Origin of the sequence: Christiangramia echinicola DSM 19838 (genome assembly GCF_000423065.1) — a bacterium.
Lineage (GTDB): Bacteria > Bacteroidota > Bacteroidia > Flavobacteriales > Flavobacteriaceae > Christiangramia > Christiangramia echinicola.
Genome location: NZ_AUHG01000010.1, coordinates 494668 through 513799 on the forward strand (window position 1 = coordinate 494668; position 19132 = coordinate 513799).

Below are 19132 nucleotides of genomic sequence, written 5' to 3' on the forward strand. Positions count from 1 at the left end.
TCTTAGACCGCGTTCTCCAGGTTAATTAATTTTCTATTTGAAGAATTCCGGATGAATAGTTCCGGAGGTAGAACTACTCTTTTTTCTACGCTAATGGTTTTGTCTTCTTTCACCTGTTCAAGAAAAACCTGTGCTGCAATTTTACCCATCATTTGTGGTGTTTGATCCATTGACGTAATGGGTAGTTCCATATATTTGGTAAATGGCTCATTACTGAAGCCAACCACGCAAACATCTTTGGGAATATTTATTTTCCGGGATTTTAGTTCCTGTATGGCGCCAAGTGCCGCATAATCACCAGCAGAAAAGATCGCATCGGGTTTTTGCTCCAGCTCCCATAGCTCTTCTACGGCCTGAATTCCAGATTCAATTTTACTACTGGTTTGGATAACGTAGGCAGGATTAAATTCAATTTCATTATCCTTCAGCGCTGCCTTAAAGCCTTCAAACCTGTTTTTATAAATTTCTAGATTAATATCTCCCGAAAGATGGGCAATTCTTCTGCAACCTTCTTTTATCAAATGATCAGTAGCCATATATCCCGCTTTATAATCGTCCAGTACTACCGAACTAACTCCGGGAACATCTATCTTTCTATCAAAGAAGACCAGCGGGGTACCTTCTTCCTGTATCTTTTTAATATGTTCCGTAGTTTGGGTTGTCTTAGAAACAGACATGAAAATACCGTCGATCTGGGTATTTAATAGAGCATTGATTTGTTCAGCTTCATTCGCCACTTCTTCGTGAGACTGGCAGATAATTATATGGTAGCCGTGTGGGGTTAGTTCTTCTTCAATTCCGCGGATTACTGATGAGAAAAAACTACGATTAATATAAGGGACTATTACTCCAACGTTATTCGTCCTTCCTTTTTTAAGGGCCTGAGCCAGTCGGTTTTGTTTATAATTCATTTCAGCGGCCGTCTTGGCAACAAGTTTCCTGGTCTTTTCGCTGATTTTAGGATTATTATTTAAAGCCCGTGAAACAGTAGCAGCACTGATATTTAACCTTTTTGAAATATCATAGATGGTGACTTTTTCTTTATTTTTCATTTAGGCTGGATTAGGACTGGGAATAGATTGAGTATATGTTCTGAATTGAAGGTGCAAAAATATGACTTTTAATCCTTTAATAAAATATTTACTCACTTACATAAGGATTAAAAAATCCAATAATTTAGGAAAATTAGTGAAATTTCATTTAATTAAGTAATCGATTACAAAAAAAATCGAAATATCCTTATTTTTTAAAAAAGACCTGTTTATTTTATTAATATGGTGAGCATTTTTAAAAACGCCAAGTGGCCTATTAATGCTATTCCGGATTTCTGAAAAAATGAAACCCATGTTTAAACAAAGATTGAATTTTATAAAGAGAAACTTTTTCTACAAGAATTCTTAATAGGAATGCTACCGTTTTTAGCTTAGGCTGGTCTCGGAAAAAGATCTGAGTTCGAGTCATTTTTATTTAGGCAGGCCGATGCTGGCCTATGCATAGACCGTTTTTATCAATACTGAAATATCTTCTTTGTTCAAACCTGAAGTCCGATATAACTGTATTCAGTCCCCTATGGGCAAAGCAAATAATTCCGATGGAGATAGAGAAAATTACCATGCATAAGGTGCTGGCCGGTAATGATAAATGGGATTCAACTGGAAGATTAGGTAAATAACTACATATTTAATTGTCTAAAGGTGTTATTAATACTTTTTTCGTAGTAAAAACTATCAATCTATAACAGGTTAATAATTTTTCAATGAAAAAATTATGTAAACTGGTGTAGCTTTACTATTTTAGTGCAATCGATTACAAAAATAAATATGAAAAAAGATTCAGTAATTAATTTTATCATCAACGCAGTAGTTTTCGGATTGATATTTATGCTGGCTTCCTGTAAAGCCGGAGCTCAGGATTTCAATTCTGATGAAGCCTGGAAAAAGGCCGACGATATTATTAAAAATATTACAGTTCCTGAATTTCCTGACCGAACCTTCAATGTTACTGATTTTGGAGCTAAACGCGATGGGGTAACTGATAATACCGAGGCTTTTAAAAAAGCCATTGCAGCTTGTAATGAACAGGGAGGAGGGAAAGTTCTGGTTCCTGAAGGTAAATACTTAACAGGACCTATACACTTGAAATCTAATGTAAATTTTCATCTGGAAGAGGGTGCTGAGATTCTTTTTACCACAAATACATCAGCATACCTGCCAATGGTGCATACTTCCTATGAAGGTATGGAATTAATGAATTATTCACCTTTGATCTACGCTTATGGTCAGAAGAATATTGCGGTAACAGGTAAAGGTGTGTTTAACGGCCAGGCAGATAATGAGAACTGGTGGCCATGGGCTGGAAAAGATGTGTATGGATATCAGGAAGGACAGCCAAAACAGCACGATGACAAGAATCTACCAAGTTTAAGAAAAATGGTTGCAGATGGAGTTGCTGTGGAGAATAGAAAATTTGGAGAGGGACATCAGCTACGGCCAACCTTTTTTGAACCATTCGAATGCGAAAATATACTCATTGAAGGGGTGACTTTTACCAATGCTCCATTCTGGATCATCCATCCTATAAAAAGCAACAATATAACGGTTGATGGAGTGACTGTACGTAGTCATGGTCCTAATAATGACGGTTGTGATCCCGAATATTCTAAAAATGTTCATATCAAAAATTCCGTTTTTGATACGGGTGATGATTGTATCGCAATTAAATCAGGTCGTAACAACGATGGGCGTCGCGTGAATATACCCAGTGAGAATATCGTGATTGAGAATTGTGAAATGGCAGATGGCCATGGAGGAGTAGTAATGGGAAGCGAGATCTCTGCCGGGGTTAGAAATGTTTTTGTGAGAAACTGTACGATGGACAGTCCAAATCTTGATCGTGCTATAAGAATTAAAACCAATACCATTCGTGGAGGTTTTGTTGATGGAGTTTATGTTAAAGATGTTCAGGTAGGACAGGTTAAGGAAGCGGTATTAAAAATAAATACCTACTACGCTATTTATGACAATCAGGAAGGGGATCACATTCCAGAGATCAGGAATATTTTTCTTGAAAACGTGACGGTAGAAAATGGAGGTGAATATGGTTTACTTATAAAAGGAAGGGAGCAATCACCCGTTCAGAATGTCAGGCTTAAAAATGTAACTATTAAAAGCACGGAAGTTCCTTTGAGCATTGAGAATTGTGAACCTGTAATCTTTGTAAATACCACTATAAACGGTAAAGAATATTAAGCGTTCCATTTTATTTAAATTATTATGAAGAAATATTTTATTCCTGTATTAATGGCTCTGGCTATCATTTCCTGTAAAGAAGGAAAAGAAGAGAAAGAAGTTGCTGTAGAGAATGAAGAGATAAGCGAAGTGGAAACCTTACAGAAGACTTATGCTGAAATTTCGGTAAAAAAAGGAGGCTCATGGGAAGGCCGTGAGTATATGAACGGTGAATTTGAAAATGTGGATAGTTTAGAGGTTCCTAAAGAGCATACAGATCATTCATGGTATATACGATATGAAGGTCCGGGGTGGGAAAATAAGCATGTTGGTTACAGGATTTACCTGGATTGGCGAAATGCTATCGATATCTTCGGAAAAAAGGTAGATACGCTCGTTTTGCCTTATGTTGGACAGGACGGCTTTGATTCTTATCATGAAGAAGCTGCATGGGGACTCGATATTCTGAAAGCCGGAAAATCGATGGGTATTGGTGGTTATGGAAGATATATGAACGATACCGTTGCTCATTTCAGGAATGTAGATAAAACGAAGGCGGCTGTAGAAAATTCTGAAAACAGTTCTTCAGTAGAGATTTCATATCACAACTGGACTACCGGGAATGCTACTATAGACCTGGATGCAAAACTCTCCATATTTCCGGAAGGCAGATATACTAAAGCTGAACTTACCCCTTCTAAGGAGATCGAAGGACTTACTACCGGTATCGTAAAACATGGTCCGGAACTTATCAAGAAACAAAGTGAGAATGGAAAGTGGGGCTATATAGCAACCTATGGCGCTCAGACTCTGGTAAACGATACTGATAAACTGGGGATGGCCCTATTTTATAATACCGAGCAACTGGATAAACAACTTGAAGGGACAGACGATCATCTGGTGATCTTTAAACCTACTACCCAAACGATCACCTACTATTTTCTTGGTGCCTGGGAGCAGGAAAAGGGAGGGATTACTAATAAGCAAGATTTTATCTCTCATATAGATAAGTTGCTCCAGGACTTAAACCAAAATAATACTTTAAAATAATTTCAATGAGAATTTTGAAAGATCGACTTCATTTCTGTGTGATTTTCCTTTTTATAGCCGGAACCTTTTTAAGCTGTAAGGAAAATGGAGAAAAACAAAGTGCGGAAATTGCTTCTGCAGACCAGGAAAAATTAGTTCCGGAAGACTTAAAATGGTCTGAAAGAATGCTGTTATCAGAAATCCATCGATTTCCGGAAGCTTCCAAACTTGACTTTAGGGAAGAACCTAAATGGAGCTATACTAATGGACTTGTTTTAAAGGCAGCAAAAGAAGTGTTTGAAGAAACAGGTGATGAAAGATATTACCAGTATATCTATGAATATGCAGATACGATGGTTACCGATGAAGGTGATATAAGGACCTATAAGCTGAGTGATCAGAATCTTGATATGCTTAATTCTGGAAATACCCTGCTATATCTTTATCCTGAAACTAAAGAAGAGCGTTTTCTTGAAGCATTGAAATTATTACGAAGCCAGATAGATACTCAGCCAAGAACTAAAGAAGGAGGATTCTGGCATAAAAAACGTTATACCGAGCAGATGTGGCTTGACGGACTTTATATGGCACATCCTTTCTATGCCCACTACACTAAGATGTATAGTGAAGGTGAAGAAGCAGAAGAGGCCTATGATGATATAATCCATCAATTTGATCTTATACAGGAATACGCCTATGATCAAAATACCGGTTTGTTATATCACGGCTGGGATTCCAGTAAACAACAAAAATGGGCCGATAAGGAAACCGGCACCTCTCCAAATTTCTGGTCCAGGGCGATGGGCTGGTATGGAATGGCGATGGTAGACGTTTTGGATTATCTTCCGGAAGATCATGAAGGTCGTGAAAAGATCATTAATTATTTAAATCAGTTTGCTGAAGCATTGGTAAAATATCAGGACCAGGAATCTGGTTTATGGTATCAGGTGCTTGACCAGGGAGAAAGGGAAGGAAATTACCTGGAAGCTTCCGGTACTTCTATGTTTACCTATACTTTCGCCAAAGCAGCGAAAAAAGGATACCTGCCTGAAGAATATATGGAGGTGGCTAAAAAAGCCTATGAGGGAATTTTAAATAATCTCATCACCGTGGAAGATAACGGCGTGGTAAATCTAAACCAGGTGTGTGCAGTTGCCGGCCTTGGTGGCGATCCTTACCGGGATGCTTCTTATGAATACTACATAAATGAAGAAATAAGAAGCAACGATCCTAAAGGAACCGGGCCTTTTATCCTGGCAAGTTTACAGTTAGATAAATAATCTAAAAATAAAGAATTGCGGTATTTAAGCAGCTTCATATTATTACTAACTATTAACCTATCTGCCCAAGATCAAAATAATTATAGATCTGAAGTCTGGGTAGCCGATAATAATGATGGCACCTATACCAATCCGGTTTTGCACGCAGATTATTCAGACCCCGATGTGATAAGGGTTGGAGACGATTATTATATGACCGCCTCAAGTTTTAATGCTGCCCCCGGCTTGCCTGTGCTGCATTCAAAGGATATGATCAACTGGAAGCTGATTAACCACGCTCTTCCTGTGCAGGTGCCTGAAGAAACCTTTGCAGTACCACAACATGGAAACGGGGTGTGGGCTCCAAGCATTCGATCTCATAACGATGAACTTTATATCTACTGGGGTGATCCAGATCATGGCATCTACATGGTGAAAACCAATGATCCTTATGGAAATTGGGAGGAGCCGGTATTGGTCATGGAAGGAAAGGGGCTTATAGATCCATCCCCGCTTTGGGATGATGACGGTAAAGCCTATCTGGTTCACGCCTATGCCGGAAGCCGTGCCGGAGTTAAGAGCCTGGTCACGGTTAATAAAATGAATACTGAAGGCACCAGAGTGCTGGACGCTGGGAGACATGTTTTTGATGGTCATGAGGAGCATCCTACCGTTGAAGGCACGAAATTTTATAAGCGTAACGGTTATTATTACATTTTTGCTCCGGCCGGGGGTGTTTCAACTGGCTGGCAGCTGATCTTGAGATCCAAGAATATTTACGGCCCTTATGAAGAAAAAGTGGTTCTGGAACAGGGTAGTACAGATATAAATGGCCCGCACCAGGGTGCTTGGGTAGAAACTACGGAAGGTGAAGATTGGTTTTATCATTTTCAGGATGTTGAAGCTTATGGTAGGATCGTTCATTTACAACCTATGAACTGGGAAAATGACTGGCCTGTCATGGGTGAGGATAATGATGGAAATGGAATTGGCGAACCGGTGAAATCTCATAAGAAACCTAATGTAGGTAAAGAATATCCGATTGTTACTCCCGTAGAAAGTACCCAATTTGAAGGAGACAGCCTTGGCCTCCAATGGCAATGGCATGCAAACCCAGAAGTGGTGTGGCACGCCAAACTTCCGGGAGAAAATTATCTAAGGTTGTTTTCAATTAAAACCCAGGAGAATTATAAGAATCTCTGGATGACTCCAAATCTTTTACTTCAGAAATTCCCTGCGCCAGATTTTACAGCCACTACCAAAATCAGTCTCTTTCCTGAGGAAGCTTCAGAAGGCAAAAGAACAGGGCTAATTATCATGGGAATAGATTATGCGACACTTACACTTACCCACGATACTGATGGTTTTATTATAAAGCAGACTCAGGCGATCGACGCGATCGATGGAAAAGAAGAGGTGACTATTGTTGAAAAACGCATTGACTCCAATGAAGTTGTTTTTCGTGTTGAGGTAAGTTCTCCAGGTGCGATCTGCCAGTTTAGCTATAGTAAGAACGGGAAAGACTTCAGTAAGATCGGAAAGTCATTTAAAGCTCAGCCTGGAAAATGGATCGGCGCTAAAGTAGGCCTGCTTAGCGTAAGCACACGGGAAGCCAAACGTGGAGGGTATGCTGATGTGGAATATTTTAGAATAAGCAAGTAATTAAAAACTCATGAAAATATTCATATACATACTTGCAGCGATAATTTCGGTTTCCTGCCTAAATCTTAAGAATACCAGCGAAGTAAACGAGGCGGAAAATTCAGGAATTGAAAATCGAATAATAAATGTTTCTAATGCTGAAGAATTAAGATTGGCTTTGGATGAACCAAAGCCAGGAGACTCCATTTTTGTACATGCTGGAACCTATAAATTTTCTGAACGAATATATATCAATGATTCAGGGGAGGCTTCCAGTAAAATTTATCTCATCGGTGATACCTCCGAAGAGAGACCCCTCCTTGACTTTTCAGAAATGGAAGAAAACTCTTCCAACCAGGGAATTGTTTTAAAAGCTGATAACTGGCATATTAAAGGGCTTCAGTTCTACAAGGCAGGTGATAATGGTCTTCATATTCGCGGCAATAATAATATTATTGAATTCTGTAGCTTTTCAGAATGTTCAGATACCGGACTTCAACTGGATGACGGAGCTTCCAATAATACTATTCTAAACTGTGATTCCTTTTTCAATGCAGATTCAAAACTTGAGAATGCTGACGGCTTTGCAGTTAAGATGGATGTTGGATCAGGAAATAGATTTATTGGATGCCGTGCCTGGAATAATCTCGATGATGGCTGGGACGGTTATTTAAGAGAAGCCAACAATGTGAATACAATCTATGAAAATTGCTGGGCTTTTAATAATGGATATTTAAAGGATGGTTCCGCAGGAAAAGGTGATGGGAATGGGTTTAAAACCGGGGGAAGTGATGATAAGGATAGAAAGCATAATGCTTCTTACACACGCTGTTTTGCTGTAAACAATCTAAATGACGGTTTTGATCATAACAGCAATCGCGGAACAGTTTCGGTCATTAACTGTTCAGCTACCGGGAATGGCCGAAATCTGGCTTTTTCTGAAAAGAATGGACTTGAAAAGATCGTAATCATCAATACGCTAGTCTTAGGGAAATTTGGAAAATATAATGCGGAAACTGAAAAGGTTGAAAATAATAGCTGGCAGATGGATTTTGAAATAACTAAAAATGATTTTCAGTCTGTAGATATCTCAGAACTATCTGCTCCCAGGAAAAGAGATGGTAGCCTTCCTGAGATCAGTTTTATGAGACCAAAACTATCAAGCGAATTAGTAGATGCAGGAATTAAAAATGGACTGGATTATAATGGAAGTGCTCCGGAGATAGGCGCATTAGAAGCTATAAAATCTGAATAATAAAATATGAGAAGCATAACCGCTTTATTATTAATTATAATTCTTGGCTCAGTAGATTTTATATCTAAGAAGGAACCTGGAATGATCTACCTAATAGGTGATTCTACCATGGCTGATTATTCTGGAGATTATGATCCCGGGAAGGATTATATGAAGACCCGATATCCTTTAATGGGTTGGGGACAGGTATTTCAGCAGTTTATGGTTTCAGATAGTCTGGACAAAATTCCCCGGCTTATAGAATCAGATTCTGTTATAGTTGATAACAGGGCCCGTGGGGGAAGAAGTACCAGAACTTTTTTTCAGGAGGGACGTTGGCGCTCTGTATTTAAGGATCTGAAAGAGGATGATCTGGTTCTGATCCAATTCGGACATAACGACGCCTCTGAAAGCAAAACAGAACGTTATGTGAATATTCAAGGCTATAAGGAATTTCTAAGATTATTTGTAAGTCAGGCGCGCCAAAAAGGAGCGCACCCAATAATTCTTACTCCGGTTGCCCGAAATTATCCCTGGGAAGATAGTCTCTTAAAGAATGTTCATGGTGAATATTATCAGGCTGCGAAGGATGTGGCGAAAGAAATGGATGTCATGCTCATCGATCTGAATCAAAGGTCTATGGATCACTTTTTTAGGAAGGGGAAAGAATATGTAAGTAGTAACTATTTTATGAATCTGCCTGCGGGTAAATATGAAGCCTATCCTGAAGGACAAGAGGATAATACCCATTTTCAGCCGGCAGGAGCTAAAGCGGTAGCTCAGTTGGTATTTGACGGAATGAAAGAGGTTGAATTAAAAGAATAGAATAAATACTGAAACCTGGTATGAAATTGAGATCGATATTATTTTTTCTGAATCTGTTGGTCTGCCTGCTTCTTACAGCACAGGAAAAGCAGGAGATCCGACCCTATTCTATTGAGTCCACCTATGAAAAGCTGAAAAAGGATTATCCTTTTATCACGCCTATAAAACCTCTTATTTCTAAAAAAATAAATGCCCGGGAGAACCTGGTTTATAAAACCGTAGATGGCAAAGAAATAAAGGCTGATGTTTATATTCAAAATAACGGAGAAAATAGAGAGTATCCTGCGGTTCTTCTGATACATGGCGGTGGATGGCTTACCGGGAGCAAGGAAAACCAACGCGTGATGGCGCAACATCTTGCAATGAACGGTTATACCGCTGTAACAGCTGCTTATCTTCTCGGAACCGAGGCTGAGTATCCCGCTGGAGTTTTAGATTTGAAAGATGCAATAAAATGGATGCGTGAGAACGCGAAAGAATTCAAGATAGATAAAGATAAAATTGCCGTTCTGGGTGCTTCAGCCGGAGCACAACTTGCAACTCTTTTGGGAGTTACCCCGGATTCAGAAATATATGACACCGGAAATAATGAAATTTCAGATGAGGTACAGGCGATCATCAATGTTGATGGAATAGTCTCTTTTATTCACCCTGAAACTGAAGAAGGCTGGATGGCCGCGACCTGGCTTGGAGGTTCAAAAGATGACCAAGGAGATGTATGGGAGGAAGCTTCACCGTTAACATATGTAGATGAAAATACACCGCCTACCATTTTCATTAATAGCTCCTATCCTCGGTTTCATGCAGGAAGGGACGATATGACCAGGACTTTATCTGAATATAATATTTATCAAGAAGTCCATACCTTGGAGAATTCCCCGCATTCCTTCTGGTTAATGCATCCCTGGTTCGAGCGAACTTTAAGTCTAAGCCTTCATTTTCTGGATAAGATTTTTAAAAATTCTTCTTCGCCGAAAGAAACGTATCGAGAAATTACCGTTGCAAAGGATGGTTCGGGAGATTTTTTAACAATCCAGGAGGCGATCAATTCTACCCGCGATTTGGGTCCCGGGGAAGTGAAAATTCATATTAATAATGGTATTTACCATGAGAAACTGGAGATCCCTTCCTGGAAACATCAGCTTAGTTTGATTGGGGAAAGCAAAGAAAATACTGTAATTACCAATAATGATTATTCTGGAAAGGTAAATCCAGTGACCGGTAAGAAATTTTCCACTTTCACTTCCTATACGGTTGTGGTACGGGGGGATGATATCAAAATTGAAAACCTTACTATAAAGAATGCTTCCTGTGGCGAAGGTCAGGCGGTAGCTTTACATGTCGAAGGAGATCGTTTTTTAATTAAAAACTGTAATATTCTGGGTTGTCAGGATACTATTTATACCGCAACTGCTGGAAGCCGACAATTATATCTTGATTGTTATATAGAGGGAACTACAGATTTTATTTTCGGGGAGGCGACGGTAGTTTTTAAAAATTGCACTATTCATAGTTTGAAAAACTCTTATGTGACCGCAGCCGCTACACCTCAGAGCCAGGATTTTGGATATGTCTTTATCAATTGTAAACTTACTGCTGCTGAAAATGTTGATGAAGTTTACCTGGGACGCCCTTGGAGACCTTACGCCAAAACGGTTTTTCTTAATACAGAAATGGGACCACATATTGTTCCTGAAGGCTGGAATCCATGGGAAGGAGACGAAATGTTCCCTTATAAAGAAGAAACTACTTATTACGCCGAATATAAGAGCACCGGAGCGGGAGCTTCTTCTGAAACAAGAGTGGAATGGTCACATCAGTTGAACGAGGAGGAAGCGAGACAATATACCCTTGAAAATATTTTCAGTAACAGTAAAGACTGGTTCTGGGCTTCTAAAGCAATAAATGAAAATAAATGATATGAAAAATATACTGATCTACGTTTTTACCCTTTTTTCGCTTTCTATCTCGGCACAGGAAAAACCTACGCTATACCTGATCGGAGATTCCACAATGTCAGATAAAAAGGATCCTGAAAAAAATCCAGAACATGGCTGGGGACAGATGCTACCAGAATTAATGAGTTCAGAAATAACAATTGAAAATCATGCGGTGAACGGTAGAAGCACAAGAAGTTTTATAGCTGAAGGACGCTGGGAAAAAGTAAAGGAACAACTGAAACCCGGAGATTTTGTTTTTATCCAGTTTGGTCATAATGACCAGAAAGTAAATGATCCCGCCAGGTATACCAATCCTTTTACTCAGTACAGAAGTAACCTGGAAAAATTTGTAAGAGAGACAAGGGACAAAGGAGCTACCCCTATCCTTTTTAGCTCCATTGCTCGCCGCAACTTCAATGAAGATGGCGTGCTGGTAGATACGCATGGGCAGTATCCCCTGGTGGCAAGAATGGCATCAAAAGACCTGGATGTGACTTTTATAGATATGCAGATGTCAACAGAACAACTGGAGATCTCCTACGGTCCTCAAGATTCCAAACAATTGCACCTTCACCTGGAGCCAGGGGAAGATCCTTATGAACCCAGAGGAGTAACCGATGATACGCATCTCTCAAAAAAGGGTGCTACGCTCGTCGCTAGTCTTGCACTTCAGGAGATTGCGGCACAGGATCTGGATTTGAAAAAGTATATAAAGAAGACGGTTTTATCTCAAAAAATTCTGAAAGAAGTTCCGGTTGGTTCGGTAGAATATTCAGAAAAAGTTCCGTGGAGAAAGGCCTTAAGACAGGACAGTAAGTGGTATGGTAGTAAGGAAGCACAAAGGATTACAGATAATGTGTTGCTTTATCAGCATGACAATGGAGGCTGGTATAAGAACATCGATATGTCCAATGAATTGAGTGAAAACGAAAAAGACAGCCTCAAGGCGATGCAGGTTAAAGAAATGGGCACCACTATAGATAATGGCGCAACTCATACTCAGTTGAGGTATGTGGCAAAAGTTTACAAGGCTACGAAAAAAGAGGAATATAAAAGGGCGTTTTTAAAAGGTATAGATTTTCTTCTTGAGGCACAATACAGCAATGGAGGCTGGCCTCAGTTCTATCCTATAAAGAAAGGCTATTACGAACACATTACTTACAATGATGGTGCTATGATTGGGGTGATGAGGTTGTTAAGGGATATTGCAATGTATGATAAGTCTTATTCTTTTGTGGATACTACCAGAAAGGAAAAAGCTGCTAAGGCGGTTGAAAAAGGCCTGGAGATTATTCTCGCCACCCAGGTAGAGGTAGACGGAAAGTTAACAGCCTGGGGTGCGCAGCATGACAGGAAAACCCTCAAACCGGCAAAGGCAAGATCTTATGAACTAGCTTCTTTAAGCGGAAAGGAAAGTGCTGAAATCGTACGGTTTTTAATGGAGATCGAAGATCCTTCCGGAGAAATAAAACGGTCTATTCAAAGTGCCATGCGGTGGTTTGATGATGCCAAGGTAATGGGAAAAAGAGTGGAATGGATCAAGGGAGAGCACCTGCCTGAAGGCCGGGATCGCATATTAGTCGAAGATCCGGAAGGGGGACCGCTCTGGGGAAGGTTTACTGAAATTGGAACAAACAGGCCAATGTTCATTGGTCGTGACGGAGTGGTAAAATATAATCTTGACGAAATAGAGCACGAACGCCGCACCAATTACAGTTATATAGATAATTACGCTGAAGATCTTTTAAAAGAAAAATATCCTAAATGGGAAGCTAAACATACCTCTCAAAAATGATTAACGGAAGCAACTTTTTTAAAGAAGCAGAAACTGAATGGGAGCCTGCAGCAGCGGAAATCTCGCGGCAAATTACCGGTTACAATACACAGTTGATGATGGTCAGGGTTAAATTTGAAACAGGAGCAGTTGGTTACGAGCATGACCATTTTCACTCCCAGGGAACTTTCGTTGCTTCAGGAAAATTCAAGATTACGATTGATGGAAAATCTGAAATCCTCGAAACAGGCGATGGATTCTTCGTGCCTCCCAATGCCACACACGGCGCTGAATGCCTGGAGGCAGGAATGCTGGTGGATGTTTTTAGTCCGGTGCGGGAAGACTTTCTAAAATAAAGAAATTATGAAAAAGTTTATACTACTACTATGCTTCGTCTTATTGGGAGTGAACGTCCATGCCCAGTTATCTGAGCCCCAAAGAAAGGCAGCTATTGAAGAAATCGTGGATAGGATCCAGCTGCCAGAAATACCCGATTACGAGGTCTCAATCCTAAAATTTGGAGCTAAAGGAGATGCTGTTTCAAATAATAAAAAAGCTTTTGACCAGGCGATGAGCCACCTCCAGAAACGAAAAGGGGGAAAACTTATAGTTCCAAAAGGAGTGTATACTGTTAATGGTCCAATTCATTTTGTGAGCGGTGTAAATCTTCATCTCGAAGAAGGTGCAAAGATCAGGTTTGGAGATGATCCTAAAAATTATCCTCTGGTCCTTACCAGTTGGGAAGGAACCATGCTGTACAATTACAGTCCGCTTATCTACGGGAACGAACTTGAAAATATCGCCATTACCGGAAAGGGTACTATAGATGGAGAAGGTGGAGGAGCCTGGGCAGCCTGGAAGCAACTTGAGGATAAGGACAAGCAGCTAAGCAGGGAAATGAACCATTCCGGAGTGCCAATAGAGGAAAGGATCTTCGGGGAAGGGCATTACCTTCGCCCGCAATTGATCCAGTTTGTGAATTCTCAGAATATTCTACTCGAAGACGTTACCATAGAAGATTCCCCTTTTTGGTGCGTCCATCTCCTTAGGTCCAAAAGTGCTACTATAAGAAGATTGAAATTTGACGCTCATAACTTTAATAATGATGGGATAGATGCAGAATATGCCAGCGATATTCTTATTGAAGAGGTCGAGTTTGATAACGGAGATGACAACATCGCCATCAAGGCCGGACGAGATCATGAGGGTCGTGCCAATTCGGCTACACCTTCAGAAAACATTGTTATAAGAAACAATTTACTAAAAGGACTGCACGGAGTTGTAATTGGCAGTGAAATGTCTGCCGGGGTTCAGAATGTTTATGTGGAAAACAACAAAGCCTCTGGTTATCTCAAAAGGGGGATCTACTTCAAGACCAATCCGGATAGAGGTGGTTTTATAAGGAATATTTACATTAATGATATTGAGCTTCAAAAAGTCGAAGATTGCTTCTACATTACCGCCAACTATCATGGGGAAGGAGAAGGTTTTAATTCAAAAATTTCAGATGTTTTTATCAGCAACGTCACTTGTGAAGAGGCTACAGGGACCGCTGTGGTAATTCAGGGTTTTGAGCAGAGCAAGGTGGAGAATGTGAAACTCACCAACATTAAAGTGAACAGGACGAAGAATGCCACTTCCATAACCAACACCAAAAATGTCATTTTGGAAGAGGTAATTATTGGAGAAGAAGCTACTGTTCCTACTTCAGTTTCCGGGAAGGAATAGCAGCGTTGCTAAATTTCTCTTTCTTCAGTTTTGACAGAGAAGAAAATGATGTAACTTATTATATAATTAAACAAATTCTATGGTTTTTGAACAAAGCTGGAGGTGGTACGGCCCTCAGGATCCCGTGAAACTTGAAACTATAAAGCAGGCTGGAGCAAATGGAGTGGTTACTGCTTTACATCATATTCCTGTAGGGGAAATCTGGACGGTGGAAGAGATTGAAAAACGAAAGAAACTGCTCGAGGAAAGCAATAAAGAACACCCTTTCCCACTACACTGGAACGTAGTGGAGAGCCTTCCTGTACATGAACATATTAAGCAAGCCAGGAGCGACAGGGGAAAATATATTGAAAACTATAAGCAAAGCCTTATAAACCTTGGCAAATGCGGGATTTCTCGCGTATGTTACAATTTTATGCCCGTGCTGGACTGGTTGAGGACCAATGTTAGATATCAGCTGGAAGACGGCAGTACCGCACTTCTTCATAATCTGGAAGATCTTATAATTTTCGATTTATTTATTCTGAAAAGGGATAATGCTGAAGCAGATTATGATGTTGAAATGGTAAAAAAAGCCAGGACAAAATATGCTGAAATGAAGCAGGAGGAACTGGATGTTCTGAAACAAAGCCTGCTGATGGCATTGCCTGGTGATAAAGAAGGTTTTACACTTGAAAAGTTAAGGAATGGCCTGAAGGATTACGAAGGAATTTCAGCAGCACAGTTGCGGGAGCACCTGGTTGAATTTTTAGCGGAAGTAATTCCTGTAGCTGAAGAAGCCGGGGTGGTAATGGCCATTCATCCAGATGATCCGCCATGGCCCGTACTTGGACTGCCACGGGTGGTTAGCAAAGCTTCAGATCTGGATTATATCTTTAATAAAGTGCCGCAGAAAGCTAACGGTCTTACTTTCTGCAGTGGAAGTCTGGGCGCTTCAGAAAATAATGATTTACCGGAAATGATTGAAGCTTATTATGACATGATTCATTTCGTGCATTTACGATCTGTTCAGCGAGGTGAAAATTCGAGATTTTATGAGGCTAATCACCTTGAAGGCAGCGCAGAAATGTATAAGCTGGTGAGAACATTTTATGAGCTTCAGAAGAAAAATAATAGACAACCAATTCCAATGAGACCAGATCATGGGCATGAGATGCTGGACGATCAGGAGAAACCTTTTTATCCCGGGTATTCTGCAGTAGGCAGGTTGAGAGGTCTTGCAGAATTACGTGGACTGGAATTCGGAATTATAAAATCACTGGAAAATTAGTAAAAGAGATAAAATGAAGAGATTAGAGAATAGAGTTGCCGTAGTTACAGGTGGAAATGGAGTTTTAGGGGGAGCAATTGCTATAGGTTTGGCAAAACAAGGAGCGAAAGTTGGCATCCTGGGAAGAAGTGAAGATACCGTGCAGGAAAGAGTAGAGGAGATTAAAAAGTTTGGTGGGGAAGCAATTTCGCTGGTTGCCGATGTACTGGATAAGAAGAAATTAATTTCAGCTAAAGATAAAATAGAGACAGAATTCGGTAAAGTTGATATTCTGGTAAATGCTGCCGGGGGCAATATGAAAGGCGCCACCATTTCTCCAGATCAGAGTATTTTTGATCTTGAGTTGGATGATTTTGATAAGGTGAACCATTTAAACTTTAAAGGAACCGTACTGCCTACTTTGATTTTTTCCAAAGCAATGGTAGACAATAAAAAAGGTAGTATTATCAATATTTCCTCCCTTGCCGCTCAACGTGCCTTAACACGGGTGATGGGATATGCTGCTGCCAAAGCGGCCGTAGATAACTTTACGAAATGGCTGGCTGTGGAAATGGCACAAAAATATGGAGATGGGATTAGGGTAAATGCCATTGCGCCGGGTTTTTTTATAGGAGAGCAAAACCGGGATCTTTTGTTAGATAAAGCAGGAAATTTGACAGATCGGGGTCAAACAATTGTAAGCCAGACTCCAATGAAACGCTTTGGAGAACCCGAAGAATTGCAAGGAGTAGCGAATTGGCTGGCAGGAGAAGAATCTTCTTTTGTTACCGGTATTGTAGTACCAGTAGATGGAGGTTTTGGAGCGTTTAGCGGAGTATAAAAAAATATGATATGGCAAGATTAGGAAAATATTCCTTTGGAGTAGGAGATCGTTTTGGAGAAGAAGGGAAAGCGCAGTTAAAGGCGGTGCTTAAAATGCAGGAAAAAGGGATTGAGGTTATCCCGGTTTGGAATAAATCTAACCGGGAGCATGAAACGGTGGGAACAAAGCCGGAGAGCGTAAGAAAAGAAGCCAATAATGCTGTTCAAGAGCTGAACTATAAAGGAGATTATCTTGTTGATGCAGATCATATTGGGTTACAAAATGTAGATCCTTACCTTAAGCATAGTGATTTTTTCACCATAGATGTTGCCGATTATATAGGTGAAAAAGCTGAAGAAAAGGACGAAAGAGAATTTTTAGAATTCTTTGAGAAATACCTTGGAGAGTTTCAGATTCCCGGAATTGAACATAGAATAGAAATATCAAAAATGCAACTTCAGGAAATGCTGGATAATTTTCTGCTGGCAATGAAAAAAGCAGGAGAAGTTTACCGGCATATTGCTTCGGAAAAATCAGAGGAGTTTTCCACTGAAGTTTCCATTGATGAGGTTGAAAATCCACAATCTCCGGTAGAGCTATTTTTTATCCTGGCAGCACTGGCGTATTATAAAGTTCCGGTAAATACCATTGCTCCAAAATTCACAGGAGAATTTAACAAAGGCGTAGATTATAGAGGAGATTTGCAGCAATTTGAAAAGGAATTTGAAGAGGATCTGCTGGTATTGAAATTTGTCATAAAGGAGTTTGGCCTTCCGCCGAATTTAAAATTAAGCATTCACAGTGGTAGTGATAAATTTTCAATTTATCCGGTAATGCAAAAACTGATTAAAAAGCATAATATGGGGCTGCACCTAAAGACGGCTGGTACCACCTGGCTGGAGGAATTAATTGGCCTGGCTGAAAGTGAAGGAGAAGGCTTTGAATTTGCTATGCTCATATATACAGAGGCTTTAGAAAGATATGATGAACTAACTCGTGATTATACGTCAGTACTTTCAATTAATAAGAAGATGTTGCCACAGCCCGAAAGTCTTGAATCCGGTTTTCAATACGCCAATATGCTAAGGCATGAAGAGGACTCAAAACATTACAATCCTCATTTTCGTCAATTATTGCATTGTGCTTACAAGGTAGCCGCAGAAAATAAGGAGGCCTATTTTCGTTTACTTGAAAAGCATCGTATTAAAATTGAAGATAATGTTACCTATAACCTGTATGAAAGGCATTTAAAGCCATTATTCCTAAAATAGAAGAGAGATGGAAAGACACCAGACCCTGGGAGAGTTCATTATAGAAAACCAAAAAGATTTTCCCTATGCTAAAGGCGAATTGAGCGCATTGCTTAGCTCTATAAAACTGGCAGGTAAAATGGTCAATGAATCTATTAATAAAGCTGGACTGGCCCAGATACTGGGAAAGATTGGCCGGGAAAATGTGCAGGGAGAAAGCCAGGCAAGGCTTGACCTACTGGCTAATGATGTATTTGTTAGTACGCTCAAAAACAGGGGAGAGATTTGTGGGATTGCCTCTGAGGAACTTGAAGATTTTATCGCATTTGAAGATGAAATTCATAAAGAAGCCAAATACATAGTATTAATGGATCCGCTGGATGGCTCTTCAAATATTGATGTCGACATTACGGTGGGTACGATCTTTAGTATTTATCGAAGAATTTCACCTGTTGGAACTAAGGTAACTAAAGAAGATTTTCTACAACCGGGAAAAAATCAGGTGGCTGCAGGTTATATAATATACGGCACATCAACGATCCTGGTTTATACTACTGGAAACGGGGTAAATGGTTTTACGTTTGATCCCGGCATTGGTTCTTTTTTTCTTTCACATCCTACTATTAAATTTCCGAAAGAAGGCTGTATTTATTCCGTAAATGAGGGGAATTACATTCATTTCCCCAAAGGAATTAAAAAGCTTATTAAGTGGATGCAGGAATTGGACAATGAAAGTATGAGACCATATACCGCCAGATATACCGGATCCCTGGTGGCCGATTTCCATCGTAATATGTTACAGGGTGGCCTTTATCTTTATCCGCAGGGTAGTACAGCACCAAAAGGAAAGCTTAGATTGTTATATGAATGTAATCCCATGGCATTTTTAGCCGAACAGGCGGGGGGAAAAGCCAGTGACGGGGAAAATCGGATAATGGAAATCATACCTTCTGAACTTCATGAAAGAGCACCTTTTATCTGCGGAAATTCGGAAATGGTGGACATAGCAGAGAGGTTTATTGAAGAGAATAAGGAAAATTAGGATGCATTATTTAGATGTGTAAGAAGAGAAAACAAATTCTATAATTAAGTATAGTAATCATCCTCCTTTGTTTCTCCAGTTAGACACCCAATATTAAGTCATTAGATATTA

The 19132-nt window shown here is 39.9% G+C and carries 15 protein-coding genes; 14 read left to right on the forward strand and 1 reads right to left on the reverse strand.

Annotated features, from left to right (window positions below):
* Positions 1-2: 2 nt before the first annotated feature.
* A complete protein-coding gene (locus tag G530_RS0102695; protein ID WP_026933063.1) occupies positions 3-1052 on the reverse strand; it encodes a LacI family DNA-binding transcriptional regulator in 1050 nt (349 codons plus the stop codon).
* A 768-nt stretch (positions 1053-1820) separates the two neighbouring features.
* On the opposite strand from G530_RS0102695, the gene G530_RS0102710 reads away from it, so the two are divergent.
* From G530_RS0102710 to fbp, 14 genes are all read left to right on the forward strand, one after another.
* On the forward strand, positions 1821-3248 hold the full coding sequence (locus tag G530_RS0102710; RefSeq protein ID WP_026933065.1) for a glycosyl hydrolase family 28 protein: 1428 nt from the start codon (positions 1821-1823) through the stop codon (positions 3246-3248).
* A gap of 24 nt (positions 3249-3272) precedes the next feature.
* Entirely contained in the window at positions 3273-4277 is a 1005-nt protein-coding gene (locus G530_RS0102715) for a DUF4861 family protein (protein ID WP_026933066.1), read from the forward strand.
* A 5-nt stretch (positions 4278-4282) separates the two neighbouring features.
* The gene (locus tag G530_RS0102720) at positions 4283-5536 is read left to right on the forward strand and encodes a glycoside hydrolase family 88/105 protein (protein WP_026933067.1); all 1254 of its coding nucleotides are present in this window, start codon (positions 4283-4285) and stop codon (positions 5534-5536) included.
* A gap of 15 nt (positions 5537-5551) precedes the next feature.
* Positions 5552-7177, forward strand: a complete 1626-nt coding sequence (locus tag G530_RS0102725) for a glycoside hydrolase family 43 protein (RefSeq protein ID WP_026933068.1) — start codon at positions 5552-5554, stop codon at positions 7175-7177.
* A 10-nt stretch (positions 7178-7187) separates the two neighbouring features.
* Positions 7188-8411 carry a right-handed parallel beta-helix repeat-containing protein gene (locus tag G530_RS16470; protein ID WP_051199664.1) on the forward strand — a complete coding sequence of 408 codons (1224 nt, stop codon included), beginning with the start codon at positions 7188-7190 and terminating at the stop codon, positions 8409-8411.
* Positions 8412-8417: 6 nt separating this feature from the next.
* Positions 8418-9215 (forward strand): rhamnogalacturonan acetylesterase, encoded by a 798-nt coding sequence (locus G530_RS0102735; RefSeq protein ID WP_026933069.1) that lies wholly within the window; start codon positions 8418-8420, stop codon positions 9213-9215.
* Between the two features lie 20 nt (positions 9216-9235).
* The gene (locus G530_RS17780; protein ID WP_084519372.1) at positions 9236-11134 is read left to right on the forward strand and encodes a pectinesterase family protein; all 1899 of its coding nucleotides are present in this window, start codon (positions 9236-9238) and stop codon (positions 11132-11134) included.
* A gap of 1 nt (position 11135) precedes the next feature.
* The gene (gene pelA, locus G530_RS17910) at positions 11136-12950 is read left to right on the forward strand and encodes a pectate lyase (protein WP_084519392.1); all 1815 of its coding nucleotides are present in this window, start codon (positions 11136-11138) and stop codon (positions 12948-12950) included.
* A complete protein-coding gene (locus G530_RS0102760; RefSeq protein WP_026933070.1) occupies positions 12947-13285 on the forward strand; it encodes a cupin domain-containing protein in 339 nt (112 codons plus the stop codon). Before pelA ends, G530_RS0102760 begins: the two co-directional genes overlap by 4 nt.
* 7 nt (positions 13286-13292) lie before the next feature.
* Positions 13293-14657: a glycoside hydrolase family 28 protein gene (locus G530_RS0102765; RefSeq protein WP_026933071.1), complete on the forward strand. Its 1365-nt coding sequence runs from the start codon at positions 13293-13295 to the stop codon at positions 14655-14657.
* A 79-nt stretch (positions 14658-14736) separates the two neighbouring features.
* The gene (gene uxuA / locus G530_RS0102770) at positions 14737-15927 is read left to right on the forward strand and encodes a mannonate dehydratase (protein WP_026933072.1); all 1191 of its coding nucleotides are present in this window, start codon (positions 14737-14739) and stop codon (positions 15925-15927) included.
* 13 nt (positions 15928-15940) lie between these two features.
* On the forward strand, positions 15941-16747 hold the full coding sequence (locus G530_RS0102775; RefSeq protein ID WP_026933073.1) for an SDR family oxidoreductase: 807 nt from the start codon (positions 15941-15943) through the stop codon (positions 16745-16747).
* Positions 16748-16758: 11 nt separating this feature from the next.
* On the forward strand, positions 16759-18000 hold the full coding sequence (locus tag G530_RS0102780; RefSeq protein WP_026933074.1) for a tagaturonate epimerase family protein: 1242 nt from the start codon (positions 16759-16761) through the stop codon (positions 17998-18000).
* 7 nt (positions 18001-18007) lie between these two features.
* On the forward strand, positions 18008-19021 hold the full coding sequence (gene fbp, locus G530_RS0102785; RefSeq protein WP_026933075.1) for a class 1 fructose-bisphosphatase: 1014 nt from the start codon (positions 18008-18010) through the stop codon (positions 19019-19021).
* The last annotated feature ends 111 nt before the right edge of the window (positions 19022-19132 follow it).